This is a genomic window from Mycobacterium colombiense, assembly GCF_003284935.1.
Classification (GTDB): Bacteria; Actinomycetota; Actinomycetes; order Mycobacteriales; family Mycobacteriaceae; genus Mycobacterium; species Mycobacterium arosiense_A.
This window is the reverse complement of the sequence record NZ_QMEV01000005.1, coordinates 43,373-69,052: the sequence shown is the minus strand read 5'-3', so window position 1 is coordinate 69,052 and position 25,680 is coordinate 43,373. Positions and strand designations below refer to the sequence as shown.

Here is a 25,680-nt window from a genome sequence, read left to right as displayed (position 1 = left end):
GACGTGGTCGTGATCGGTGCGGGTGTGGCTGGCACGCGGGCGGCGGAAACCCTGCGGCAAGAAGGCTATGACGGTTCACTGACCATCGTCGGTTCCGAGCGGCAGGCCCCTTACCATCGCCCGCCCCTGTCCAAGAAGTTGCTTACCGGCGAGGTGCACCGCGCGGGCGTCGACCTGGCGCCTCAATTCGACTTCGAGGCGCGTGTGCTGCGAGGGGCATCGGCGCTCAAGTTGGACATGACCGCGCGTGTGGTCCACGTGCGCGACGAAAACCAGGATCTGGCAGTGCGATTCGACGGGCTGGTGATCGCCAGCGGCGCGGTCCCGCGTCAATGGCCAGGCCCGGTTCCCGACGGTGTGTTCGTGCTGCGCACGGTCGAGGATTGCCTGGCGATCCGGCAGACGTTGGGTGCGCGGCCCCGGGTGGTGGTCGTCGGCGGCGGGTTCATCGGTGCGGAGGTCGCCGCCAGCTGCCGGTCGATAGGGCTCGACGTGGCGCTGATCGAGAAGACCGCCGGCCCGCTGTTGGCCGCCTTGGGCCAGGAGCTGGCACCTCGCTGGGCGGATCTGCATCGTCAGCATGGCGTCGACGTACGGGTTGGCGTGGGCGTGGACGCCTTCGTGGGTGACGGCCGGGTGGAGGCGGTTCGGCTCACCGATGGTTCGCTCCTTCCGGCTGATCTCGTCGTCGTCGGCCTGGGCGTGACCCCTGCGACCGATTGGCTGAGCGACTCTGGCTTGCGCGTGGATGACGGCGTGGTCTGTGATGCCACGGGTACGGCCGAGGGTGGCACCGATGTCGTCGCGGCCGGTGATGTCGCGCGCTGGTGGCATCCGCTGTACGAACGGCATCTGCGGATCGAGCATTGGGATCACGCCGGACGTCAGGGCGCCGCTGCGGCCCGCACTCTGCTGGGGGGCAGGGACCGCGCGGAGAGCTACGACGAGGTTCCGTACTTCTGGTCCGATCAGTATGACGTCAAAGTCCAGATGATCGGCGTGCCAACGGATTACGATGCGCTGGAATTCGTCGAAGGAGATCCCGACTCGTGGGAGTTCGTTGCCGCCTACGGCCGCAACGGCCACACCATAGCGGTGCTTGGAACGACGACGGATCGGGTGTACGCCTACCGCGATGCCATCGCGAAGCGGGCCGAATTTCCGCCGCCGCGGCCGGATTAGCCGCCCCGTGCCTCGATCATCGCCGAGCGGTTGACCTTGGTCGCCGCGGTCCGAGGAATGGAATCGACGAACTCGACGCTCTTGGGCGCCTTATAGGGGGCCAGGCGGTTCTTCGCGTATTCGATCACCTGCTGTTCGGTCAGTGCGGCGGCCCCATCGGAGTCGGCGCGCTGAACCACCGCGTGCACCCGGCGCCCCCATTGCGGGTCGGCAAGCCCGATCACGACGACGTCGGCGATGGCGGGGTGGCCGGCGAGCGCGGACTCGACCTCGGCCGGAAAGACATTGGCGCCGCCGGTGACGATCATGTCGACCCGGCGGTCGACGATGTAGAGGAAACCGTCCTCGTCGAGGTGGCCGATGTCGCCGGCGGAGCGGAAGCCGTCCTCGGTCGACGGCAGCGGGGGCGCCCCGCCGAGATACCGGTATCCCGCGCTCATCGGCGCCCGCAGGTACACGTCACCGTCCTCGCCGGGACCCAGCGGCCGCTTGTCGGCGTCCAGAATTCGGATCTCGGTGTCCCGGAACCCGCGGCCCACACTGCCCGGGTGGGCCAGCCACTCGTCGCCGCGCAGCGCGGTGAGCCCGAGGTTTTCGGTCATGCCGTATGCCATCACGATCTGCTCGGGGCTGAGCAGTTCGAACCAGGTGCGCAGCAGTGACGGCGGCATCACCGCGGCGCCCTGCAGGATGAAGACGATGCTGGACAGGTCTCGCTGCCGCACGTCGGGCCGGGCGGCGATGCGCGCCAGCATGGTGGGCGTGGCGGTGAAGTTGGTGATCCGGAAGCGTTCGATGACATCGAGAACCAGTGCGGCATCGAACTTTTCGAGTATGACCAGGTGGTCGCCGGCCAGCATCATCAGGAAGGTGGCGAAGCCGTTGGTGTGATACATCGGCGCGGGCACCATGATGGTCTGCGGCTGGGCCACCGGCGTCCAGTTGGACAGGAACGGTTCGCCCTGCTGCGGGATCCACAGCGACGGCGCCAGGTTGAGGATCACCTTGGGCACACCGGTGGATCCGCTGCTGCAGATCCCGTTGGCGGTGGGGGAGACGGCGACCGGCAGGGCCTCCGCGGATTCGCCGGCCGCGGCGGCGTCGAGCTCCCAGCGGCTTCGTTCGTCGACGACCACGACGGGGTTGATCACCTCGCGCACCCGGTCTCGCTCCCATTCGGGAAGATCCCAGTGCATGGGGACGGGGACGGCGCCGATCTTCCAGCACCCCAGGGTCGCCAGTACCAGATGTTGGGAGTTCGGAATGGCCAGTGCCACAAGTGAACCCGTTTGTGCACCCCGGCCGGCCAGCGCCCGGCCCCACTGGTTGGCGCGGGCATCGAGTTCACCGAAGGTCAGCGAGGTGGCGCTGCCGTCCAGCGCGACGATCGTCGCGGCCGCATCGTCGCGCCGCTCATCGGCGAGCTGCTGCAGCTTTACCCCGAAAGGGATTCCCTCGTCGAACGGATTCGGCGCTGCATCGTCACCAGCGTCGGTCATGCCGATACCGGCTCGCTGAACAGCGTCTCGAATGACCCGTCCGGTACGCAGGGAATCAGGCGCAAGGCCAGTTCCTCGGTGCCCAGCGGCAACCGGATCAGCGGCTGGGTGTGCCGGTCGAGCACGCTGACGTCGGACTCGTCGCAGAACCCCAGGGCCCCGAGTAACTGGTGCGACGTGCGCATCACCTGTCGTGCCGTGTCCGCGGCCTTGAGCCGAAGGATCAGGGCGTCGGCCGAATGAATCTGCGCGGGGAGCGATTCGGGGCGGCAGATGGTGAACTTCGCGAGTTCGTGTAGCCCGCGGACCGCGACGGCGGCGTCGGCGACGGCGAACCTGACGGCCTGAAAGTCCGCGAGCGGCTTGCCGAACTGGATCCGGGCGCGCACATGCTCGGTGACCACCCGCAGCGACTGCTGCACCGATCCCAGAATCCGCCATGATCCCAGCACGAGATGAAGGTTAACGTCGGCGGCGGGCACGCTTCCCTCGGGTGCGCCCAACGTGGCCGGAACCAGGAAGGGTCCCAGCTTGGCGCCGGTCCGCGAGCCCGGCCGGGGCCGGTAGCGAGTGCCGTCCAGGTCCGCGGCGACCCAGTCACCGGCCAGGTCGCCGTGGTCGATGCGCGGCGCTTTCGGATTGACCAGGGTCAGGCGGGCGCCGTCGAGCGCCAGCAGCTCCTCCACCAATGGATAGGGGAGCACGGTGGCGCCGGCGGCCTGGCACAGCACCGCCGCGGCCAGCAGGTCGTCGGGCTCCGAACGCACGTCGAGGTCGAAGGCGCCGACCTCGTTGAGCGCGGTGCGCGCCGCATCCCGGATGGTGTCGTCGGTCTCCGCGCGCAACGCGGCCGGCGGTCCGCCCAATCGGGCCAAACGTTTACCCGCGACGGCGGCGAAGTCGCTGATGTCTTGCGGCAGATCGGTTTTCACCTGTGTTCTCCCAATACATCTCGTGCCACGAGCATGCGCTGCACCTCGATGGTGCCCGATGCCACCGTGGCCGCCTGCGCGTAACGCCAATGGTCTTCGACCGCTCCGTGCAGCGCCGCGGAGGTCCCGCTGTCCAGCGCCGTCGGCCCCAGCACGTCGAACAGCAGCTCGGCGACGAGCTGATCGCACGTGGTGGTGATGATGCGCGCGGCGCTCGCCGCCGCCCCCGCCGCCGCATCGTCCTGCAGTGACACGGCGCGATAGGCCAGCAGCCGGGCGACCCGCAGGTCGACGAGGGCCCGCACCCACCGGGTGCGGATGGTTTCGGGCAGCCGATCCCAGTCGTCGCCGAGTTGGGCGCGCATCCGTTCGAGCAGCGACTCACAGCGCGCGTAGCGTGCGATGCCCACCCGTTCGAAAGCCAGGGCTTCGCGCATCACCCGCCAGCCGTCGCCGACCTCCCCGAGCACGTCACCGGGATACGCCCGCACGGAGTCGAGGAACATCTCGTTGAGGTGGTGGGGTCCCAGCATCGACGGGATTGGCCGGACGGTGAAGCCCGCTCGGTCCATCGGAATGAGAAAGAGGGTGAGCCGCTTGTGTTTTGGGGCTTCGGGATCCGTGCAGGCCGCCAGTACGCACCAGGACGCCATCAGCGCGTACGACGTCCACACCTTCTGGCCGCTGATGCGCCACCCGTCGCCGTCGGCAACGGCGCGGGTGCGCAACGACACCAGGTCGGTTCCGGCCTCCGGTTCCGAAAAACCCTGACACCAGATCACGTCTCCCGAGGCGATGGCCGCCAGGTGCTTGGCCTTCTGCTCGGCCGTCCCGTATCGCATGAGCGCGGGCCCGACCCAATTGATCCCCATGTACTGCGGACCGCGCGGCTCGTGCTGGGCCCACATCTCCTCGCGCAGCACCGTCTGCTGCCAGACCGAACCACCGCCGCCGCCATGCTCTTTCGGCCACGCCAGCGCCAGCAGCCCTTCGGTGGCCAGCAGCTTGCAGAACGTCTCGGTGGTGGCGAGGTCCTGCGGGTTCTCGGTGCAGGCGCCCAGAAAGTCGGCGGGGATGTGGTTGGCAACCAGCTCGCGCAGGTGGCTGCGCAGTTGCCCGGCGTCGTCGCCGAGGTCGTAATCCATGGTCGTCATCCCTTCGGCAGCCCGAGCAGGCGCTCGGCGATGATGTTGCGCTGGACCTCCGACGTCCCGCCGTAGATGGTCGCGGCCAGCGCGTCCTGGCGTTCGAACAGCAGATCCGGGTCGGTGGCCGAATCGGGGCCCGCGACGGCCGCGCCGAGCTCCCAAACCCGCTGCAAGGTAAGCGATCCAAGCAGTTTCATGGTGTCGGCTTCCGGGCTGGGTTGCCCCGCGAGCTCGTTGCCCAAGGCGCGGTATCCGGTGGCGCGCAACGCTTCGGCGTCCGCGAGCAGTGAACCGAGTTCGGCGTACACGTCGTGGCTCGAGTCCGTGGCCTCGCGCACCGCGTCGAGCCCGCGTTTGATCTCGACCCAGTTCATGATCCAGATCATCTGGCGTTCGTGGTGCAGGGACGACAGGGCGACGTTCCAGCCGCCGTTGAGCGGTCCCAGCAGGTTCTCCGCCGGCACTTCGACGTCGTCGAGGAAGACCTCGCAGAACGTCTCATCGGAGATCGACGACATCCGGATGGGCTCGATCCTGACCCCGGGCGACCGCAGGTCGAGGATGAGGCACGAGATGCCATGGTGTTTCGGCGCTTCGGGATCCGTGCGGGCGTACAGGGTGCACCACCGCGACACGTGCGCCTGGGTGGTCCAGATCTTGTGGCCGTTGACCCGGAACACGTCGCCGTCGCGCACCGCGCGGGTGCGCAGGCCGGCGAAATCCGAGCCCGCCTCGGGCTCGGACATGCCCAGCGCCCACCACTCGTCGCCGCGCAGCAGCGGAACGAGCAGACGCTCGATCTGGGCGGGCGTGCCGAATTGCCGGATGCCCGGCGCGGCGACGCCGGGCCCCTGGATGTTGGGGAGCTTGGGCGCCGAGCGCAGCGCCGCCTCGATGCGGACTTCCATGGCGTCGCGCAGGCCCAGCGACCGGCCGCCGTGCTCGCGGGGCCAGGTCGGCTGCAGCCAGCCGGCCTCGAACGAGGCCCGCTGGTAATCGCGCCGCAAACTCAAGTCCCAGCGGTATCGGCGATAGTTCGCGTAGTAGTCGTCGGGCAGAAACTCCGCCAGCCACGCGCCGAATTCCGCCACCACGGCGCTCATAGGCACCGCTCCTTCTCATCGCTGCGCTCTGCATCGTCGCCGGTGCGGCTCATGCGGCACCCCCGCAGAATCGGCGGCCGACCTCGTAATACAGCGAGCGGCTGTCACCCAGCATGGCGGCGCCCTGCCAGGCGCGCCTGACGTAGAGGTGGGCGTCGTGCTCCCAGGTCTGGCCCAGCGCGCCGTGCACCTGGACCGACGTGCGCGCGCAACTGGCCGCCGCATCGTTGGCCGCCGCCTTGGCCAGCGCCGCGGCGGTGAACACCTCCGCCGCCGGTGAGGCCGGGTCGGCGAGCCGCGCCGCCGCGGCGTAGGTCAGGCTGCGGGCGCGTTCGACGCTGACGTAGTTGTCGGCCAGCGCGTGTTTGATGCCCTGGAACGCGCCGATCGGCTGGCCGAACTGGCGCCGCGACTTCGCGTATTCGACCGATCGGTGCAGCGCGGCGCCCGCCACGCCGAGAAGGTCGGCGGCCGCGGCCACCCAGGGGGCCGTCAGTGCCGATTCGACGTCGACCGGCGCCACCGCGACGGGCTCGGCGTCGATCTCGACGCCGGCCAGGGGCTGAGCGGGATCGGTGGATTCGGCCGTCGGCACCAGGGTGACGCCGTCGCCGCAGCGCACGACCGCGGCCACGGTGTCACCGTCGTCGGAACGGGCCAGCGTGACGACGAGCTCCGCGCGCGACAGATGGGGGACGGCGACCGCGGTGCCGCGCAGGCGGCCCTGGCGCAGTGTCATCGGCGCCCCGGGCAGTCGAGTCCCCTGGGCGTGGACGGCCAGGGTGGCCACCACACCGCCGGCGATGTCGGTCAGCACCGAGTCGAGCCCGGTGTTGCGCAGCAGACCGCCGGCCAGACCGACGCTGCCCAGCAACGGAATTGGGGCGAGCGCCGCACCGCATTCCTCGAGAACCAGGGCCAGTTCGACCGGTCCGTAGTCGCCGCCGGGGGCGACAAGCTCGGTCCAACCGAGGTCGACGACCGTCTTCCACAGGGTGCGCCAGCGCTCGGGATCGGTGATCGCTTGACGCGCGGCGTCGGGTGGACACTCCGTACGTAATATGTCGCGTACGGTGTCGCGCAGCGACAGCTGCTCAGAATTCAGCCCGACATCCATAAGACCTCTAACATAGTAAAGATAATAAACTAGCCGTGCCGTCGCAATCGCACGGATCCGACGTAGAGGTGGCGCATGGCCCAGTGGTATCTGTTCCTGCCGCAGGTGAGATTGTCGGCGGCCGACATCGCGGACCGGGCGCGTCACGCCGAGGCCAGCGGGTTCGACGGGATCGCTTTCATCGATCACCTCGAGGCGCCCGGGCTCCCCGACGAAAGCATCTGGGAGGCAATGGGCATTGCCACCTGGGTGGCGGCCAAGACCGAGCGCCTGCGGATCGGGCATCTGGTGCTGTGCGACGCGTTTCGCCATCCCGCCGTGCTTGCCAAGCAGGCGGTCACGCTGTCGGAGGCCTCGGAGGGCAGGTTCGAGTTGGGCCTCGGCGCGGGATCGTGGCCCTCGGAATTCACCAGATTCGATGTCGGGCAACAGGATCCGCGGGCCAGGGTCGAACAACTGGGCCGGCATCTCGAGCTGATCAGGCAGTACTGGGGCGATGCGCCGGGGGAGGCCGCGCAGATGCCGCGCAGGTCCCACCCGATACCCCTGGTGCTGGGCGGAACCGGGCCACGGATGATGAAACTCGTTCGCGAACATGCGGATTGGTGGAATGTGCCGGCCAACCACCTCAACAGGCTGGCCGAGCTCGCCCCCGAATCGGGATCGGCCCGGGTATCGATCCAGCAGATGGTGGGATTTATCCGGACGGGCAGCGACCCCACCGCCGTGCGCGAAGTGAGCACCAAGCGGTTCGGCAACCTGGGGCCGGGGCTGGTCTGCGGCGACGCCGAGGAGCTGAGCGGACACTTCGCCGGCCTGGCGGCTCAAGGCGTCGAACGCTTCTATGTCTGGTTCGCCGATTTCGCCGTCCCGGACTCGCTGCACGAGTTCGGCGAATCGGTGATCAAGGCGTTTGTTGGCGGCGCCGGCGGGCCTCGGTAGGCACCACCGGCGGGCGCGCGAACGGGCCGCGCTCCACGGCGGACAGCCGGATCTCAGGTAGATCGACCGACGGGTCGACGGTGTCCAGCCAGGCAACCGCCTCGGCGACATCCGCCACCTGAATCGCATACATCTCGAAGGGAACGTCCTGCAGCATCTCGGTGGCCACCGGGCCCGGCGTGACGATGTGCACGCTGATGCCGTCGCGGTCGACTTCGAGCGCAAGGGCTCGCGCGAACGCGTTCATTCCGGCCTTCGATGCGGAGTAGGCGGTGCGGGCCGGCATCGGCTCGTGTGCCGCCGACGACGAGATGAACACCAGCCGCGAGCCCGCCGACATCTTCGGCAGGACCGCGGACGTCACCACGAAGCACGAATCCAGGTTGGCCGACATGATGGCCCGCCACTGCTCGAAGGTCTGCTTGCGTGCGTAGGTTCCCCCGAGCGCACCCGCCGCGTGCACCACGAGGTCGATCGCCTCCAATGTGCTTAGTGCAGCGGGGAATCCGATCGGATCGGACGCGTCGGCGACGAGGTGGCGTGCTCCGATCTCCTCGGCGGCGGCCCGCAGCGGGGCCTCGCGGCGCGCAGAGAGGACCACATCGTAGCCGCGCTCGACCAGCTTGCGGGCGCACCCCTTTCCGATCCCGCCGCTACCGCCGGTGACCAATGCGGTTCGCATGACCGTTCCAGGCCGCCCTTCAGGAGTGTCGAATGTCCCGCGGCCGCGACAACGCCTGCGGAGAGAGCGCGTAGATGCGTTGGTCGTGCTGACCGGACAGGACGTAGGTTTGGGTGTCGGCCAGGTGCCGGCCCGCGATGCGGCGAGCCCGGTCGACGTTGCCCTCGGCGATGGTCTCGGTGAGCTTGACGTGCGTGTTGAGCACCGCGCGGCGTTGAGTGAGCGACGGGTAGGTGCCGCGGGACGCGCTCTCGTCGGCCCACTGCCGCTCGTGGCTGCTCCACAGTGTCTCGAGGCTGCCGACGACCGCGATGATCGTGTGATTGCCGCACCCGCGAACGACGTGGTCATGGAACTCACGCCCGATCTCGGTGAAAAGCCTTCCATCGTCCAGGTTTTCGGCCATCGACTCGTTGATGCGGGTGAGTTCGGGCACCAGGGTGCTCGCCCGGTCCGGCCGGCGGGCGGCCAGGGCGGCGCAGGCCGGTTCGAGTTCCTGCAGGGCCATGCCGAGGTCGGCGAGCTCGACGGACTCGCTTTGCAACAGCAGCCCGAGCATGTACGCGGCACTGGTCTTGGCCGGGGCGTGGACGACGGCACCACCTCGGTTGCCCCGCCGCACCGACACCAGCCCCTCGGTCTCCAAAATCCGCAAGGCTTCGCGCAGCGACACCAAGCTCACGTTGAACTGCTCGACGAGCACCTCCTGGCGCGGCAAGAGATCACCATCCGCGAGTTCGCCGTCGATGATCTGACGGCGCAACTCATCGGCTACGATTTCGGCGATCCGCGGCGCCGACAACCGGCGCCGGGCGTCGGGGCCAATTCCCAAGGCGGTCATCCGATCCTCGAAACACAAGCAACTCGCTGGCTTAGCTATTTTAGCAGTAATGATATAAATAGCTTCTCTGGTCGCATGCCGATCGGAAGGGCGGGTGTAATTGAGCGAGCGGGCCGAACGCCGGCCGACACCGCTACAGGATTTGCGTGTCGTCGAGATCAGTGACCGGATAGCGGGCAGCTACTGCGGGAAACTGCTGCTCGACGCCGGCGCGCAGGTGCGTAAAATCGAACCGCCGCAAGGCGATTCGTTGCGGGGCTACTCCGCCGGCGGTTCCCCGGTTGCCCCGGGGCGCACCGCGCCGTTCTTCAGTTACCTCAACGCGGGCAAGCGCAGCATGACGTTCGCCGTGGATTCACAGCGTTACCGCGACGAACTGGCCGGTGCCGACGTCATCGTGGTGACCGCGGGCCGGGCGGGCGCCGCGGCGCTGGGCGTCGACCCAGACCAACTGCTGGAGCGCTCGCCGCGGGCGATCATCGTCACCATCTCCGACTTCGGCTGGACCGGGCCTTACGCCGACCGGGCCGCCACCGAGTTCACCTTGCAGGCCTGGGCCGGCTCGCCGGGCTTCCGCGGCGACCCCGCCGGGCCGCCGATCTCCATCGGCGGCGATCTCGGGGAGTACATGGGCGGCGTGTTCGCCGCCTTCGGCGCCCTGGCCGTGCGCCGCCGGGTCGAGCGTGGCGGGCCCGGTGAGCATCTGGACCTGTCCATGCTGGAAGCGCTGACGACGATGCAAAGCAGCGAATGGCTGCATTCTCAGCTGCTGCGCGTCCCGCCGATCCGCCGCACCACCGAGGTTCCCTCGATCGAACCGGCCAAGGACGGCTACGTCGGGATCACGATGGTCACCGGACAGCAGTGGCTCGACTTCGTCGCGATGGTGGAGTGCCCCGTGCTGGAGGAGATCGAACAGCTGCGGTTTCAGATCGGGCGGTGGCAATACCGCGACCTGATCCGCGAACAGATCCATCCGTGGCTGGCCGAACGCACCGTCGCGGAAATCGTCGAACTCGGACAGCTTTTCCGGCTGCCGATCGCGGCGCTGGGCAACGGTTCCACCATCCGGGAGCTGGAGTATGTGCGCGATCGCGAGGTCTTCGTCGCCAATCCCGCCGGGTTCCATCAGCCCCGGCCGCCCTGGCTGATGGCGGCCTGTGCGCCCACGCCGGTGGGCGATACGCCCTCTGTCGGAGAGGCCGATGGCGAGTCCCCTTGGCGGCGTTCGGGACTCGAAGCGGAGCCGGAGCCCGACGGGCTACCGCTGGCCGGTGTTCGCATCGTCGACCTGACCGCTTTCTGGGCCGGGCCCGCGGCAACCCACCTGCTGGCCGCGTTCGGCGCCGACGTCGTCAAGATCGAGTCGATCCAGCGCCCGGACGGCATCCGGTACTCGGGCGGGATGCGCACCGATGTGGACGACTGGTGGGAGTACGGCTGGGTGTTCCACGCGATGAACACCAACAAGCGTTCGGTCACACTGGATTTGGGCTCCGAACGGGGCCGCGGTCTGTTCACCGAGCTGGTCGCCGGCGCCGACGTCGTGATCGAGAACTTCTCGCCGCGGGTGATGGAGCAATTCGGGCTGACCGATGATGCGCTGCGCAAGGTCAACCCGAACCTGGTGTTCGCCCGGATGCCCGCGTTCGGCGTCGAGGGCCCCTGGCGCGAACGCGTCGGGTTCGCGCCCACCATGGAGCAGATCGCCGGCCTGGCCTGGGTGACCGGCCTGCCCGACGCACCCCCCGTGGCACCGCGCGGGGCGTGCGATCCGCTGGCCGGTGTGCACGCCGCGTTCGCCGTGCTGGCGGCGCTGAACTTCGCCGAACGCACCGGGACGGGCCAACTGGTCGAGCTGCCGATGCTGGAAACCGTGCTCAACGCCACGGCGATTCAGGCGATCGAGTCCGAAGTGTTCGGGGTGACGCTGAGTCGTCGCGGCAACCGCGGTCACGGCGCGGCGATCCAGAACATCTACCGGTGCGCCGGATCCGACGAGTGGATCGCCATCACGGTTCGCGACGACGCGCAGTGGCAGGCGCTGGTGGAGTCGATGGGCCGACCGGCGTGGTGCGATGACAAGGAGCTGTCCACCGTCGCCGGGCGGCACGGGCGAGCCGACGACATCGATGCCCGGCTGGCGGACTGGTTCGTCGGGCGGCCACGCGATTCGACGGTGGAGCTGTTGGCGGGCGCGGGAATTCCCGCCGCGCCGGTGGTGTCGCCGTCGCTCGTCACCGACAACCCACAACTGCGCGAGCGCGGCTTTTTCGAAGCGTTGCACCATGCGAGTACCGGACTCGGGCTATACCCCTGCCCGCCGTTCGCTCGCCTCGCCGGCCAGGAGCGGTGGCTGCTGCGGCCGCCGCCGAAGCTGGGCGAGCACAATGAGGAGATCCTGCGCGAACGGTGCGGGCTGACCGACGAAGAACTGACCCGCCTCAGCACCGGCGGGGTGATCGGGACCCGGCCCAAGGGCCTCTAGAGAAGTGGAGGGCGTCTGATGCGCGTGACGGTCGACGAGAACTTGTGCGAGGCCAACGGCTTCTGCGAATCGCTTGCGCCGGAAGTGTTCGAGCTGGGCGACGAAGACGTCGTGCAGATCGCGGACGGCCCGGTGCCGCCGCGCCTGGAGATCGACGTGCGGGCGGCGGTGGACCAATGTCCCAAGGCCGCGTTGCGGTTGCAGGACTGACGCCGGTCGGTCGGCGCCCCTGACTCAGCGCCGCTCGGTCAGCGATATGGCCATCTCGTCGTAGATCGACATGTTGGTGGTCAGGTTCGGATGGGCCACCTTCGCCGGACCGATCTCGATGTCGTCGCAACGCAGGAACAGCTCGTCCAGGACCGCGCGCAGTTCGGCCCGGGCCAGCATCGCGCCCAGGCAGTGGTGCGGTCCGCCGCCGCCGAACGCCACGTGCGGATTGGGCTGTCGGCCGATGTCGAAGGTGAACGGCGAGGAGAAGACCTCCTCGTCGCGGTTGGCCGACCGCAGGGTCGACACCACCCGCTCGCCCTTGGCGATGTGCTGGCCGTCCATCTCGACGTCGACCTTCGCGGTGCGCGTCCAGTACGCCACCGGCGACGCCCAGCGCAACACCTCCTCGACCGCGCCGGCCCGCAGCTCTTCCCGCTCGCGATAGCGTTCCATCTGCTCGGGGTTGGCGACGAACGCCTGCAGACCGATGGCCAGTGCGTTCTTGGTGGTGTCGCTGCCGGCGAAGGCCAGCACGAAGAAGAAGAACTCGAGCTCGTTTTCGGCCAGGCTGAACTGCTCGCCGTCGTCACCGGTGATCACCGCGGAGGCCAGCGTGCTCCAGATGTCGTCGGTGGGATTGCGCCGCTTTTCGGCGGTGAGCTCCATCGCGTATTCGAAGACCGACGCGAAGAGCTCGGTTTCGACATGTCCGCTCGGGTGCTCCTCGGGCGCAAGCGCCTTCAGGATGCGGTCGAACAGCTCGAATATCCGCGGCCGGTCGTCCTCGGGGATGCCGATGATGTCGCCGATGACCGTCATCGGTAGCGCGTCGGCGACGTCGTCGATCCAGTCCCCGCCGCCCCGGGCGAGCAGGCCGTCGATCATCCGCGCCGCACGCTCCCGGATGCCGTTCTCCAGCTTGGCGATCGCACGCGGGTTGAAGGCGTTGGAGATCAGCTTGCGGCGCTTGTTCAGGTCGGGCGGGTCCAGCGTGATGATCGTGGGGGACGCCGAGAACATGGCGACCGGTTGAATGAGCGGGCCGTCGGCCGCGGTGAACGAGTCGGTGTCGCGGTGCAGGCGGACCGCATGCCGGTGTTTGGTGGCGACCCAGAATTGGCGCTGGACGGTGTCGGCGACGCCCGGTGTCAGGTCGTGCCGAAACAGCGGCCTGGTGCGCCGCAACTCGGCGAACAGCTCGTCGGGAAAACCGTTACGCCACAAAGCGAAATCGGAAAGGTCCACCGCGGCTGCCGTCATGCGAACCCCCATTGGCTCGGGCGCCACGCGACGCCCGGTCGGCGCCGCGTTGACGTTCAATGTCTAAAATAGTAAAAATAGACCTTAGTCGTCGAAACGCGGTGAGGTAAGAGCGGCCCAGATGCGCCCGGCCGCGTGGGAAACGGAGTTCTTGTGACGAATACGATTCCAGGGTCAGACCCTTCGGAACGGGAGTTCGGGCAGGCCGGTATCGCGCTGTCGACCTACCGTTTCCCGACGGGCTGGTTCATCGTCGCCTTCGGCACCGATCTGGCTCCCGGCCAGGTCCGGCGCGCGCACTACTTCGGCGAGGAGTTGGTGCTGTTCCGCACCGAGTCGGGCCAGGTCCACGTGATGGAGGCCTACTGCCAGCATCTGGGGGCCAACCTCGGGGTCGGCGGCACCGTGGAGGGCGAGAACATCGTCTGCCCCTGGCACGGGTGGCACTGGCGCGGCGACGGAACCAACGCGCTGATTCCCTACAGCAAGATCGGGTGCAAGAACAACGTTCGCATCCGGACCTATCCGAGCATGGAGTGGTACGGCTTCATCCTGGCCTGGCACGAGCGGCACGGCCGGGCGCCGTACTGGCAGCCGCCGGTCCTGCCGGAACTGGAAACCAACGAGTACTACCCGCTGCACCCGCACACCCAGATGCTCAACCGGGTCAAGGTGCATCCGCAGATGATCATCGAAAACGCCGCCGATCCCTACCACGTCCAATACGTGCACAAGGCCGCCAATCCGGCCACCACGGCGTCGTTCGAGGTGGCCGGGTATCACCTGCACGCCACGGTCAACGCCCATTTCGGCGGGGGCCGCGCCCAGACGTGGCTGACCCCGAACGGTCCGGTGGACGCCAAGATCATCTATGACAACTATTCGCTGGGGCTCGGCGTGGTGCGCTTCCCCAGCGAGCTGGTGGCGACCGTGCAGGTCACCGGCCAGACGCCGGTCGACGAGGACTACACCGATTACTTCTACACGCAGGCGTCCGTGCGGGAACCGGGCGACAGCGGTGACGTGCCCACCGGTCGTGCCGCCCGGTTCCTCGCCCTGCAGCAAGAGGTCATCAAACAGGACTTCTTCACGTGGGAGAACATGAAATACCTGGAGAAGCCGAATCTGGCCCCCGAAGAGGCACATGACTACGCGGCCCTGCGCCGCTGGGCGCACCGCTTCTACCCGGGGGAGCAGCCCTCGCCCTCGGACTTCGGATACAGCGCCGACGGGGAGCCGGATCCGGCGGCCGCCAAAGCTTGACGAAACCCTGATGCCCGGTCCCGCCGATTTCGGTGTCGACAGTTTCACCGTGCCGGCCGTGCTGGATCGGCGTGCCGAGCAGCATCCCGATCGGGTGATGATGTCGATCGCCGATGTGGACGTGACCTTCGAACAGATGCGTCGGCGGTCGTGCGCGGCGGCAAACATGTTGACCGACTTGGGTGTCGGACGCGGTGACCGCGTCGCGTTGTTCACCGGCACGTGTCCGGAATGGGTCTACTTCTGGCTGGGCGCCGCGCGGATCGGTGCGGTGAGCGCGGCGATCAATGCCGCGAACAAGGGCGACTTCCTGTTGCACGCCCTGCGCCTGTCGCAGGCCAAGGTGATGCTGACCGATGCCGAACGCCGGCCCCGCGCCGCCGAGGTCGCCGACGCGGCGGAGAGCCTGACGAACGTTGTGGTGCAGGGTGATTCGCTGACCGCGGCATTGATTGAACGCACCGGCGATGCGCCGACCGGTGGCCCGGGCCGGGCGGACGACCTCGCCTGCCTGTTCTACACCTCGGGCACCACGGGCCCGTCCAAAGCGGTCGCCACGAGATGGCACTACCTGTTTTCGGTGGCCGCCACCGTCTCATCGGCCTGGCAATTACGCGAGGGCGAGGCGCTGTGGACGGCGATGCCGTTGTTTCACCTCAGCGCGGCACCCAGCATTTTGGTGCCCCTGCTGGTCGGCTCAACGACGGTGCTGTCCGGGGCTTTTCACCCCGGCGAGGTGTGGGACGACGTACGCGCCCGCGGCGCCGTCGGATTCGCCGGTGCCGGGGCGATGGTCACGATGTTGCAGAATCTGCCCGCGGATCCGGGTGATGCACGGCTGCCGCTGCGGTTCATCTCCGCCGCGCCGATCGATGCAGGCTCCTACCGCGACATCGAAAAGCGGTACGGCTGCCGCATTGTCACGATGTACGGGCTCACAGAGGCGTTTCCCATCGCGGTCAAGACCGTCGCCGACGACGGGATTCCCGGGACCTCGGGCCGGCCGAATCCCGATTTCGAAGTGCGGATCCTCGACGAACACGGGAATCCACTGCCCCCCGACGGCGTGGGTGAAATCGCCTGTCGGCCCAGGCGCCCGCACGTGATGAGCGAGGGTTACGTCGGCTCGGATGCGCGGATAAAACCGCATCCGGAATGGTTTCGCACCGGCGATCTCGGGCGCCTCGATCGTGATCAGAATCTGACCTATGTGGACCGAATCAAGGATGCGTTGCGCCGGCGCGGTGAGAATATCTCCTCGGTCGAAGTAGAGGCCGTGGTCATGAGCCATCCCGCCGTGGCGGAGGCCGCCGCGGTCGGCGTGCCCAGCGAGTTGGGCGAGGACGATGTGCTGGTGGTTGTCACCCTGCGGCCCGGTGCCACACTGGGTTTCGCGGAATTGCTCGACTTCTGCGCGGCCCGCATGCCGTACTTCTGCGTGCCGCGTTTCGTGGAGACCGTGAGCGAACTGCCGAAGAACGTGATCGGCCGGATACGCAAAGACTTATTGCGCGAACGGGGCGCCGGTCCGGGAGCGTGGGATCGTGAAAGTAGTGGGTATGTCGTTCGCCGTTAGGTTCCGTTAATGTCACGTAATAGTCGACGAGTTGCCTTAATGTCCCGTCAGCCCATTGTCGGCAGTCATTTCTGAGAGAGGCTGGAAGCGATGACCATGACCTATCAGGAACAGCAAATGCTGCAAGCCGCCACCGCACGCGGCGCCATCCTGGATCTGAATGCCCGGCACAATCGGGCCTACTCCGACGGCGATCGCGACCGCTGGATCTCCACCTTCCGCCATGCCGGTGCCAGCTATACCCGCGACGGTGAGGTGTTCAGCGACCTGCGTTCGGCCTTCGACGGTGGCGACGACCAACGACTTGTCACGGTCGATCACGAGATCCGCGTCGACGGGGTCACCGCGACTCAGCATTGCGTCGCCGTGCTTTACGCCGCGATGTATGGCGACACCACGCTGCGGGCCACCGGGACCTTCCGCGACACCTTGATCTATGAGCGGGGTGGCTGGTACTTCACTTCGCGTACCTTGCAGTGGGATTCGGTCCCGAGTCGCCACCCCCTCGTGATGTAAGCGGCACCGATACGTGGAGCAGGACTTCAGTCAGCGGCTGACCTACGGCACGTACGACGACGCGCTGCGGATGGTGGGCGCGCGGAGCGAGCCGCGCATCGCCGGAACCGCGGTCAGCGCCGCACGCATCCAATTGTTCGCGGCGATGGTGCGCGACGGCAACCGCTCGTATTGGGATCCCGAGTTCGCCCGGCGGCAGTGGGGAGGATTGCTCGCACCGCCCGCGCTGTTGATGGGCTGGCTGATCGCACCGCCGTGGCAGCCCGGCGGTCGGAGCACTGTCTCGTTGATCGCCCTGCGGGTGCCGCTGCCCGGTACCACATTCATCAACGCGGCCAACGAGGTTGAGTTTCCGCAGCCCATCGTTGAAGGCGACGTGTTGACCGCGGTCGACGAGCTGGTTTCGGTGTCACCAGAAAAGCGGACGCGGCTGGGCGTCGGCCATTTCGTGGAGACGCTGGAGACCTATCGTCGCCAGGACGGAACCGTGGTCGCCACCAACCGCAACACCTTGTTCCGCTTCACCCCCGGGGCGCCGTCGTGACCGGCGACGGCCTGGACTGGGCGACGATCACCGTCCCCGTCGACCTGCCGGAAGTGATCGACCACATCAGCTATCAGCGGGTGGTAGAGAACGCCGGAGCGACGTGGGACTATTTCCCCGGGCATTTCGATCCGAATTATGCTCAGGCGCAGGGTAATCCGACAATCTACGTCAACACCATGCACCTGGCGGGGTTCGCCGATCGCGTGGCGACCGACTGGGCGGGTCCGCGCTCCCGCGTGGTGCGCCGGTCCATGCGGCTGGTCGGGTCGGTGTATGCGGGCGACACGATGATTGGTCGGGGGCGGGCCGTGGCGAAGCGCCGGGACACCTCGGAGGACCCGCCGCGTTGCCTGGTCGACATCGAGATCCAGGTGACCAATCAGCACGGCGCGCTGTGCTGCCCGGTCGAGCTGACGCTGCAGGTACCAGAGTGCTCGGGCGATGGATGACGTAGGCGAACGGCACTTAACCGTCTGCCGGCGGTTCGGCGAGGCAGTTGCCTCGGCGAACGGCAAATGGGACCGTCCATCCCCGTGCGATGCGTGGGACGCCCGCGGGGTGCTCGACCACGTGATCGGTTTTCACGACGTACTTCTGTTGCGTCCCTTGGGGTTGAAACCCGCGCGGCCAAGTGGCGACCCGCAGGCGCGATGGCAAGTGACCTATGACGCGCTGGCGACGGCGTTTGATTCGGGTCGATTGACACATCTCGACGAATACCGGCTGGTGGCTAATCTGACCCGTGACGTGTTGGTGCACACCTGGGACCTTGCCCGCGCGGTGGGCGCCGACGATCGGCTGGATCTCGAGTGGTGTGAGCTGTTTTACGCCGGCCTGCCGGAGGATCCGCGGGTGTTGGTGGCCACCGGAATGTTCGGTGCGCCGATCTTGGTCGGCGACGAGACGGATGCGCAGGCAAGGCTTTTGGCGCGGCTTGGCCGCGACCCGCGGTGGCGGGCGGCGATTTCATAGGGGCGCCTGCGCACACCACATTGGGGTCGGGAATCGGGCGGGCCGCATTTGTCGTACCCGGCTGCGATGATTGCGTCATGTCTCCGACCGCGACTGCAGCCAGCGTCGAAGCGTCCCCGAAGGAACGTCTCGAGGTGCTCTTCGAGGAGTTGGCGGAGTTGAGCGGTCAGCGCAATGCGATTGATGGGCGCATCGTGGAGATCGTGGCCGAGATCGAGCGCGACGAGTTGTGCGGGATGACCGGGGCGCGGTCGGTGTCGGCGTTGGTGGCCTGGAAGACGGGCTGCTCGCCGGCGCACGCGCACACGATCACCACCATCGCGAGCCGGCTACAGGAGTTCCCGCGCTGCGCTCAAGGCCTGCGGGAGGGCCGGCTGTCGGTCGATCAGGTCGGGGTGATCGCCGCGCGCGCCGGCGCGGGATCTGATGCCCATTACGAGCAGCTGGCCAACGTGGCCACGGTGACTCAGCTGCGCACCGCGATCAAGCTCGAACCCCGACCCGACCCCCCACCCGGGCCCGAGCCCCAGGGTTCGTTCACCGCGACCGCCACCGAGGCGGGCAGCTGTTATCGGATCACCCTGAGCCAGCTAGATGCCGCGAAGTTCGACGCCGCGGTGGCCTCGCACCGCGAGGCGCTGATCGCCGAATGGCAACGCGACCACGGCGCGGGGACCTTGGATCAGCGGCCCCCGATGCCTAACACCGTGGAGGCGTTTATGCGCCTGGTGGAAGCCGGCTGGGATGTTGAGGCGGCCCGGCGCCCGCACGGGCAGCACACCACCGTGGTGGTGCACCTCGATGTCGACAAGCCCGCCGCGGCACTGCATCTGGGTCCGCTACTCACCGACGCCGAACGCCGCTACCTGACCTGTGACGCCACGGGCGAAATCTGGTTCGAACGTCACGGCGAGCCCATCGGTGCCGGGCGGGCGACCCGGCTGATCAACCGGCGGCTGCGCCGCGCGCTGGAGCATCGCGACCGCAGCTGCGTGGTTCCCGGTTGTGGTGTGACCCGTGGGCTGCACGCCCATCACATCCGGCATTGGGAAGACGGTGGGCCCACCGAGTTGGCCAACCTGGTGCTGCTGTGCCCGTACCATCACCGGCTGCACCATCGCGGGAGCCTCGAGATCACCGGACCCGCACACGCACTGGTCGTCCGCGACGACGCCGGGCGCGTGCTAAGCCCGGGATCGCTGGCCCGCCCACCCACCACACCCCCACCCACCGTCGCGCCCTGTCCGGGACCAACCGGCGAGCGCGCCCAGTGGTGGTGGTACACCCCCTTCCAACCCCAACCACCACCAACCAACTAACTTGATGCGGCACCGGCCACGACGGCAAGGCATCGAAGTCGAAACACGTTGCGGCACACACTGATTACCGCGTCGTTGACGGCGGTCCCGACAACCGCAAACCCTAGAGCGGCGGCAGCTGCCCCTTGCAGATCAGCGTCTGCAGCTCGACGTACTCGTGCAAGCCCTCGGGCCCGAACTCGCGCCCGATGCCGGACTGCTTGAAGCCGCCGAAGGGTGCACCGATGTCCAAGGTGTACATGTTGATGCCGTAGGTGCCGGTGCGGACAGCGGCCGCGACCTCGAGGCCGTGTTCGATGTCGGCGGTCCACACCGAACCGGCCAAGCCGTAATCGGTTTCGTTGGCGATGCGGATCGCGTCGTCCTCGTCGCGGTAACGCAGCACGGTCAGCACCGGACCGAAAATCTCTTCCCGGGCGATGCGCATGTCGTTGGTGGCGTCGGCGAACAACGTCGGCTGCACATACCAGCCGCGCTCGGACGGGCTCTGTTCGCCACCGAGCACGACGCGAGCGCCTTCGCTGCGGCCCGACTTGATGTAGTCCTGGACGCGGCGCTGTTGTCGTTGGGCCACAAGCGGTCCGATGTCCGTCGACTCGTCGGTCGGGTCACCGACATTCAGCGCCGACATCATGCCGGCCAGCGCGTCGACGACCTCGTCATGTTTACGGTCGCTGACCAGGATCCGAGTCTGCGCCACGCAGGCCTGACCGTTGTTCATCAGTCCCGCGGACTTCAGGCCGGCCACCGTCTTGCCGATGTCGGCGTCGTCGAGAATGATGGCCGCGGACTTGCCGCCCAGCTCCAAGCTCACCCGCTTCAGCTGCTCGCCGCACAGCGCGGCGATCCGGCGCCCGACGGCACTGGAACCGGTGAACGCGATCTTGTCCACCCCGGGATGACGCACCAGCGCCTCACCGATCTCCGGGCCGCCGGGCAGCACCGACACAACACCGTCGGGCAACCCGATCTGCTCGATCATCTCGGCCAACCACAAGGCGTCCAACGGGGTTTCGGGCGCCGGCTTGATGATGACGGTGCAACCCGCGATCAGCGCCGGGATCAGCTTGGGCATGATCAGGAACTGCGGCACGTTCCACGGCACGATCGCCCCGACCACCCCGACCGGAGCCCTGCGCAGGTGTACTTCGCCGAGCACGCCCTGGCGGCGTTCCTCCCACGGGAACTCGCGGGCGGCGGCCAGCGCAAGGTGCATCAGCGCCGCCGCGGCCGCCCCCTGGCCCATTCGGCTGAAGCTGCGCGGCGACCCCATCTCGTCGGTGATGAGGTCGGCCATCTCGTCGGCGTGGCCGGCGTAGATTCCGGCGAGCTGTTCGACCTTGGCCATCCGCTCGGCATGGCTCATCCGCGGCCACGGACCGTGATCGAACGCCTGGCGGGCGGCCGCGACGGCGGCGTCGACGTCCTCGGGGCCGGCGACCTGGACATGCCCGACCGGCTCCTCGGAGTGTGGCGAGATCACCGCGAGCTGCTGGGGATTGACGGGCTTGCGCCATTGGCCCCCTATGAACACCTCGTTATAGGAGCGATGGTCGGAAGTCTTTGTCATCGGGGCACTTCCTCAGGGGATCGGTCCGCGACCGCAATTTCGCTATTCACGCTAACATAGCGAAAAAAGCAGCGAGGCCCGATATGACCAGCGATTGGCGCAGTTACCCGTTTCAGTTGGTGCCCGGCGACGACCAGTTGGAGTTTCCCGCCGCCGAAGGCGAACATGCCGACCAGGAGTCGGACACCTGGTTCATCGCCGGCCAGCTCGACGCCGCCGAGACCGATCGATCGTTTGCCTTCCTGACCATCTTCAACAAGAACCGGCCCGGGGGGACGGTGGTCGCCGACTTCTACACGATGGCGCTGTTCGACCTCGACACCGGCGACTACGGCACCTTCACCGATTACGACATGCCGCCGGCCAACATGGAGCCGGGCGCCCAGCCGAAGATGACGATGGCGTCGGGCCATCTCGACATCACCTATCACAGCAGCGCGGGAACCGCGTCGTGGACGACCGGCCGCAGCGGCGACGGCGAACTGCTGCCCTACACCTACCGGGTCAGCCTGGTCGGAACGGATCAGTGCGGTCGCCCCATGCGACTCGATCTGGCCGTAACACCCACGCGCGCACCGACACCGGTGGGTGCATCGACGTACAACGGAAAGATCGTCTGCTTCGGTCAAAGCGACACCTATTCCTATTTCCAGACCGGAATGGCGATGACCGGCACCTTGCGGTGGGGGGACACGGTCCAGCAGGTATCCGGCGCCAGCGGGCACGTCGATCGGCAGTGGTTTCCCAAGTACGCCGGCGGAGGCGGATCCGGGGGAGACCCGCGGGCCAGGTCCCACGAATGGCGCACGATCAACTTCGACAACGGCGTCGACCTGAGCATCTGGCGCCAGTTCGACCGCGTCAACGCCAATGCGCTGCAGCCGTTTACCGGCATCACCACAAGTCACCCCGACCCCGCGATCGCACCGCAATGCGCCGAAGACATCGAGGTCACGGTCAGCAGCTATGTGCGGTGGCCGGAGGCCGTGCGGCCCCTGGTGCGACCGCTCGCGCCGGCGCGGTACATGCCCGACCGGCACCGGATCACCTGTCCCACACTGAAACTGGACCTCGTGGGGGAGCCGCTGGTGCCCGCCCCCGCGCACGGGCTGCCGATCGAGTACATGGAGGGCCCCTACCGTTACCGCGGAACCATGTGGGGAGAACCGGTGACGGGCTTCGCTTTCAACGAGCGCTCCCTCGCGCTCTACCGGGACTGGGAACTCGTCGAGGTGCTGTCCACCACCGTCGCGAACCTGGCGCCGCCGGAACCCGGACTGCAGGCGATGGTGGATCAGGTGGTGCCGTTGGTGGCCGCCGGGCGGCGCAAGGACGCCGTCGAGCTGCTGTTCAGCTCGGCGCCCGTCGAAAACGGTGCGCTGGCAAAGCTTCTCGATGATCTGATCGCGGTGCTGTCAGCCGACGGCGGCTGAGTGCGAGAGCGCCTGGGCCCACGTGATGTGGCGATGCTGCAAGCCCGGCTCGTTGCGGCCGAACACCAGGTGATCGCGCACGCCGGACTCCAGATTGGCTTGCAGCCCCTCGACCAGCCGGTAGTCCTCGTCGCGCACGGTGGCGTGCGCGTACTCGAAGACGGCCTGCGCGCCGGCGGCCACCGCTTCGTCGGACAGGTCCTGCGGAGTTGCGTTCTGGTGGACGGTGATTGACCTGCCCGGCCGGTCGCCGGGGTAGACACGGAACAGCTCGCCGTTGGCGATGGTCACCGACAGCACGATGTTGGGGAACAGCGCATAGATCACCACCATGTTGTGGAACGGATTCCACTGATCCTCGGGCACGTTGTCGAGCTCGAGGATCGTGTTGAGCGGGAAGATCAGCCGGTGGTGCGGCCCGTAGGAGTCGAACACCGTGCAGTTGCTGCGCGCGATGGTGGCAAAGGTCTGCTGATGGACGGTGGCGAAGTGGTAGTTCTCGGCAAAGGTGTCGATCGCCAGTTTCCAGTTGATCGGGGAGTCCAGCACCTTCTCGCCCAGCGGTGACCACCGCCCGATGCCCCACGAGTCCAACTCCTCGGCGAGCGGGCCCAGGTGTGTGGCCACATCCAATGTCGCCCCGGGATCCAGTGCCACCCAAAGGAATCCAGCGAACTCCGTGGCTGGGAGTTCGGTCAGGCCATCGGACTTGATGGTCACTTCCGGGAACCCCTCGCGTCCCGGAAGTGCCACCAAGCGCCCGGTGTTGTCGTACGTCCAGGCGTGGTACGGGCAGGTGAACCGCTTGGCGGTGCCGCATCCGGTCACCACCTGCGACTGGCGGTGCAGGCACACGTTGTCGAACGCCCGGACCGATCCATCGGACGTTCTGGTCAGCAGGATGGACCGCCCCATCACCGTCTTGGTGCAATACGCGCCGGGAGCGGGAAGTTCCGAGACGTAGCCGACCAGTTGAGGACTGGCGAGCAGCATGGCCCGGTCCAGGTCGTGTCGCTCGATGCCCGTGTAGTCCCGCGCGTCGACGGTGTGCTGCTCGGGAGCGAGGTCGGTCGTCTTGTCCCGCGCCAACTTCAACGCGCGCCGGGTCAGGTCGATCAGCTGACCGTGTTCCATCCGCCCAGTACAGACCTTGTCACAGTTGTAAGGTCAAGGGGTGGCTGAGCAGTTGCTGATCGGCGACGTCACGGCCTTGACCGGCATCGCTTCCGGCCGTATTCGCCATTACGAGAAAATCGGTCTGCTGCGCGCGCAACATCTGTCCAACGGGTACCGCGTCTTCGGCGTCGAGCAGGTTCTCGACTTGTTGCGCATCGACCTGATGCGAAGCCTCGGCGTCGGTATCAACGACATTCAGCGGCTGATGCAGGGTGGACACAGCACGCTGGCCGGCCTGCTCGACCAGCACCGCACGCTGCTGATCCAGGAACGTGATCGGCTCGACCAACTGATTCGGGCCATCGACCAATCCTGCGCCGCCACCGAATGTTCCGGCACGGACCTCAACGAACACATCCTGCACCGGTTGGCCACGACGCACCGCGACAGCATCGGCGTGATCGGCCGGCTGAGCGCCCCGCTGTCGGCGCCGGTCGCCGCCATGTACGCGGGCCTGTTCGAGGAGTGGGAGTTACCGGTTCCCGCCTTGTTCGGGCAAATGGTGCTGCCGAGCGCGGCGAGCACCTTGTTGTCGCGGCTGGCCGAGACGCCGGGCCATGAGGTGCTGTTCGCCCGGTTGCGCAGCCTGGCGGCGGACGTGATCGCGCTCGGCGAAGACGATTCGGCGGCGGCCGAGCTTGCGCGCCGTTGGATCGACCAGCAGCTGGCCGACCCGCTGCCCGATGACGTCGTCGCTGTGCTGCGGGAAGTGCGACCGCTGCTGGAGCACGACCCGGTGATCGTGCAGGGCTTTCGCGCCTGGGCGGCCTCGATCAGCCCGGCGGCCGCGCACTTCCTCGAGGAGATCGCCCAGCAGGCCGCTCGTCGCGGATTGGAGGCCGTGAGCGTCATCGTGCTCCCCGAGCACGTTCAAACGAACGAGGCGGCGTTGTGATACAGATGTGACCCGTGTGATCAACGTGTCATATGGTGCTCCTGTCGTACCCTGTGGTTTGTGTCCTCCGTTTCGCGACGCGACCTGCTCAAACTCGCGGCCGCCGCCCCGGCCCTGCTGGGCCTCGGCGCCGCGGGAGCGTCCCTGGGCGCCGCACCGGCGTCGGGCTCGCTCGGCACCCTGCTGGATTACGCGGCCGGGGTCATTCCGGCCAGCCAGATCAGGGCCGCGGGGGCGGTGGGGTCGATCCGGTACGTCTCGGATCGTCGCCCCGGCGGCAACTGGATGCTCGGCAAGCCGATCCAGGTCGCAGAAGCGCGCGACCTCAATAGCAACGGGCTCAAGATCGTGTCGTGCTATCAGTACGGCAAGGGCAGCACCGCGGACTGGCTGGGCGGCGCCAACGCCGGCCTGCAGCACGCGCAGCGCGGGATGCAGCTGCACGCCGCGGCCGGCGGGCCCGCCAGCGCACCCATTTACGCCTCGATCGACGACGACCCCTCCTACGAGCAGTACAAGAGCCAGGTGGCGCCGTATCTGCGGTCGTGGGAGTCGGTGATCGGTCATCAGCGCACAGGCGTGTACGCCAATTCGAAAACCATCGACTGGGCGCTGCACGATGGATTGGGCTCTTACTTCTGGCAGCACAACTGGGGCTCGCCCAAGGGATACGCCCACCCGGCGGCCAATCTGCACCAGGTTGAAATCGACAAACGCAGCGTCGGCGGGGTCGGCGTGGACATCAACGAGATCCTCAAGCCCGAATTCGGGCAGTGGGCCTAGGCCCCGCTCCCGTCGTCTAGACCGGCCGGGGCGCCGGACTCTTAAAATTTCCAGCAAACACTCGTTCGCTCATTTTCCGGAGGGGTGCGAGCGGGCATTCGTCGCCCGTCGCCGCCGAAGGCCCCATGACGGCGCTCCGCGACCCAAAAATTTTATATAACGATTCGATAACAAGACTGCCTTGATCTGCGCAGTTATAGCTACTCGACCGTAACCACCTGCA

Annotated in this window: 24 protein-coding genes; 14 read left to right on the top strand and 10 right to left on the bottom strand. The window is 67.5% G+C overall.

All coding sequences use genetic code 11. The features are described 5' to 3' along the window. Positions 1-3: 3 nt before the first annotated feature. Positions 4-1,182, top strand: a complete 1,179-nt coding sequence (locus tag DQP57_RS04170) for an NAD(P)/FAD-dependent oxidoreductase (protein ID WP_240631673.1) — start codon at positions 4-6, stop codon at positions 1,180-1,182. Here DQP57_RS04170 and DQP57_RS04165 read toward each other — a convergent pair. Genes DQP57_RS04165 through DQP57_RS04145 form a run of 5 tightly spaced genes read right to left on the bottom strand, consistent with a single transcriptional unit; the run spans position 1,179 to position 6,981 of the window. After that, the gene (locus DQP57_RS04165) at positions 1,179-2,681 is read right to left on the bottom strand and encodes a class I adenylate-forming enzyme family protein (RefSeq protein WP_112631784.1); all 1,503 of its coding nucleotides are present in this window, start codon (positions 2,679-2,681) and stop codon (positions 1,179-1,181) included. The two genes, DQP57_RS04170 and DQP57_RS04165, sit on opposite strands and share 4 nt — an antisense overlap. Beyond that, positions 2,678-3,613, bottom strand: a complete 936-nt coding sequence (locus tag DQP57_RS04160) for an acyl-CoA dehydrogenase family protein (protein ID WP_112631783.1) — start codon at positions 3,611-3,613, stop codon at positions 2,678-2,680. Before DQP57_RS04160 ends, DQP57_RS04165 begins: the two co-directional genes overlap by 4 nt. Beyond that, a complete protein-coding gene (locus tag DQP57_RS04155) occupies positions 3,610-4,767 on the bottom strand; it encodes an acyl-CoA dehydrogenase family protein (RefSeq protein WP_205869029.1) in 1,158 nt (385 codons plus the stop codon). The genes DQP57_RS04160 and DQP57_RS04155 overlap by 4 nt, the downstream gene beginning before the upstream one ends. Further along, a complete protein-coding gene (locus DQP57_RS04150) occupies positions 4,764-5,864 on the bottom strand; it encodes an acyl-CoA dehydrogenase family protein (protein WP_112631782.1) in 1,101 nt (366 codons plus the stop codon). Before DQP57_RS04150 ends, DQP57_RS04155 begins: the two co-directional genes overlap by 4 nt. A gap of 49 nt (positions 5,865-5,913) precedes the next feature. Then, entirely contained in the window at positions 5,914-6,981 is a 1,068-nt protein-coding gene (locus DQP57_RS04145) for an acyl-CoA dehydrogenase family protein (RefSeq protein ID WP_112631781.1), read from the bottom strand. Positions 6,982-7,056: 75 nt separating this feature from the next. Here DQP57_RS04145 and DQP57_RS04140 point away from each other — a divergent pair, with 75 nt between their 5' ends. Continuing rightward, the gene (locus DQP57_RS04140; RefSeq protein WP_112631780.1) at positions 7,057-7,923 is read left to right on the top strand and encodes an LLM class flavin-dependent oxidoreductase; all 867 of its coding nucleotides are present in this window, start codon (positions 7,057-7,059) and stop codon (positions 7,921-7,923) included. Here the strand turns inward: DQP57_RS04140 and DQP57_RS04135 are convergent. Together DQP57_RS04135 and DQP57_RS04130 are read right to left on the bottom strand one after the other, a co-directional pair. Continuing rightward, positions 7,886-8,605, bottom strand: a complete 720-nt coding sequence (locus DQP57_RS04135; RefSeq protein ID WP_112631779.1) for an SDR family oxidoreductase — start codon at positions 8,603-8,605, stop codon at positions 7,886-7,888. The two genes, DQP57_RS04140 and DQP57_RS04135, sit on opposite strands and share 38 nt — an antisense overlap. Before the next feature lie 19 nt (positions 8,606-8,624). Then, positions 8,625-9,446: a FadR/GntR family transcriptional regulator gene (locus DQP57_RS04130; RefSeq protein ID WP_066866638.1), complete on the bottom strand. Its 822-nt coding sequence runs from the start codon at positions 9,444-9,446 to the stop codon at positions 8,625-8,627. A 100-nt stretch (positions 9,447-9,546) separates the two neighbouring features. Between DQP57_RS04130 and DQP57_RS04125 the strand changes: the two genes are divergently transcribed. Together DQP57_RS04125 and DQP57_RS04120 are read left to right on the top strand one after the other, a co-directional pair. Continuing rightward, the gene (locus DQP57_RS04125) at positions 9,547-11,934 is read left to right on the top strand and encodes a CaiB/BaiF CoA-transferase family protein (RefSeq protein ID WP_112631778.1); all 2,388 of its coding nucleotides are present in this window, start codon (positions 9,547-9,549) and stop codon (positions 11,932-11,934) included. 18 nt (positions 11,935-11,952) lie between these two features. Continuing rightward, positions 11,953-12,144, top strand: coding sequence for a ferredoxin (locus tag DQP57_RS04120; RefSeq protein WP_064884705.1), 192 nt, complete (start codon positions 11,953-11,955; stop codon positions 12,142-12,144). 24 nt (positions 12,145-12,168) lie between these two features. Here the strand turns inward: DQP57_RS04120 and DQP57_RS04115 are convergent, their stop codons facing one another. Further along, positions 12,169-13,467, bottom strand: coding sequence for a cytochrome P450 (locus tag DQP57_RS04115; protein ID WP_430917906.1), 1,299 nt, complete (start codon positions 13,465-13,467; stop codon positions 12,169-12,171). Positions 13,468-13,560: 93 nt separating this feature from the next. Between DQP57_RS04115 and DQP57_RS04110 the strand changes: the two genes are divergently transcribed. The 7 genes from DQP57_RS04110 to DQP57_RS04080 all read left to right on the top strand — a co-directional run bounded on the left by DQP57_RS04110 (position 13,561) and on the right by DQP57_RS04080 (position 19,600). Continuing rightward, positions 13,561-14,670, top strand: coding sequence for an aromatic ring-hydroxylating oxygenase subunit alpha (locus tag DQP57_RS04110; RefSeq protein ID WP_112631777.1), 1,110 nt, complete (start codon positions 13,561-13,563; stop codon positions 14,668-14,670). A 10-nt stretch (positions 14,671-14,680) separates the two neighbouring features. Further along, the gene (locus tag DQP57_RS04105; RefSeq protein WP_112631776.1) at positions 14,681-16,246 is read left to right on the top strand and encodes an AMP-binding protein; all 1,566 of its coding nucleotides are present in this window, start codon (positions 14,681-14,683) and stop codon (positions 16,244-16,246) included. Positions 16,247-16,336: 90 nt separating this feature from the next. Next, a complete protein-coding gene (locus DQP57_RS04100) occupies positions 16,337-16,762 on the top strand; it encodes a nuclear transport factor 2 family protein (protein WP_112631775.1) in 426 nt (141 codons plus the stop codon). 13 nt (positions 16,763-16,775) lie between these two features. Beyond that, positions 16,776-17,306 (top strand): MaoC family dehydratase, encoded by a 531-nt coding sequence (locus tag DQP57_RS04095; RefSeq protein ID WP_112631774.1) that lies wholly within the window; start codon positions 16,776-16,778, stop codon positions 17,304-17,306. Then, positions 17,303-17,758 carry a MaoC/PaaZ C-terminal domain-containing protein gene (locus DQP57_RS04090; protein WP_112631773.1) on the top strand — a complete coding sequence of 152 codons (456 nt, stop codon included), beginning with the start codon at positions 17,303-17,305 and terminating at the stop codon, positions 17,756-17,758. The genes DQP57_RS04095 and DQP57_RS04090 overlap by 4 nt, the downstream gene beginning before the upstream one ends. After that, a complete protein-coding gene (locus DQP57_RS04085; RefSeq protein ID WP_112631772.1) occupies positions 17,751-18,281 on the top strand; it encodes a maleylpyruvate isomerase family mycothiol-dependent enzyme in 531 nt (176 codons plus the stop codon). The genes DQP57_RS04090 and DQP57_RS04085 overlap by 8 nt, the downstream gene beginning before the upstream one ends. A 77-nt stretch (positions 18,282-18,358) precedes the next feature. After that, positions 18,359-19,600 (top strand): HNH endonuclease signature motif containing protein, encoded by a 1,242-nt coding sequence (locus DQP57_RS04080; protein ID WP_112631771.1) that lies wholly within the window; start codon positions 18,359-18,361, stop codon positions 19,598-19,600. Between the two features lie 103 nt (positions 19,601-19,703). On the opposite strand, the gene DQP57_RS04075 is transcribed toward DQP57_RS04080, so the two are convergent. After that, entirely contained in the window at positions 19,704-21,170 is a 1,467-nt protein-coding gene (locus DQP57_RS04075; RefSeq protein ID WP_112631770.1) for an aldehyde dehydrogenase, read from the bottom strand. 83 nt (positions 21,171-21,253) lie between these two features. Between DQP57_RS04075 and DQP57_RS04070 the strand changes: the two genes are divergently transcribed. Continuing rightward, positions 21,254-22,603 carry a secreted hydrolase gene (locus DQP57_RS04070; RefSeq protein ID WP_112631769.1) on the top strand — a complete coding sequence of 450 codons (1,350 nt, stop codon included), beginning with the start codon at positions 21,254-21,256 and terminating at the stop codon, positions 22,601-22,603. On the opposite strand, the gene DQP57_RS04065 is transcribed toward DQP57_RS04070, so the two are convergent. Next, on the bottom strand, positions 22,586-23,737 hold the full coding sequence (locus DQP57_RS04065) for an aromatic ring-hydroxylating oxygenase subunit alpha (protein WP_112631768.1): 1,152 nt from the start codon (positions 23,735-23,737) through the stop codon (positions 22,586-22,588). The genes DQP57_RS04070 and DQP57_RS04065 overlap by 18 nt on opposite strands. Before the next feature lie 40 nt (positions 23,738-23,777). Between DQP57_RS04065 and DQP57_RS04060 the strand changes: the two genes are divergently transcribed. Continuing rightward, complete coding sequence (locus DQP57_RS04060; RefSeq protein WP_112631767.1) at positions 23,778-24,674, top strand: MerR family transcriptional regulator; 897 nt, start codon at positions 23,778-23,780, stop codon at positions 24,672-24,674. Positions 24,675-24,734: 60 nt separating this feature from the next. After that, a complete protein-coding gene (locus DQP57_RS04055; RefSeq protein WP_112631766.1) occupies positions 24,735-25,457 on the top strand; it encodes a DUF1906 domain-containing protein in 723 nt (240 codons plus the stop codon). The last annotated feature ends 223 nt before the right edge of the window (positions 25,458-25,680 follow it).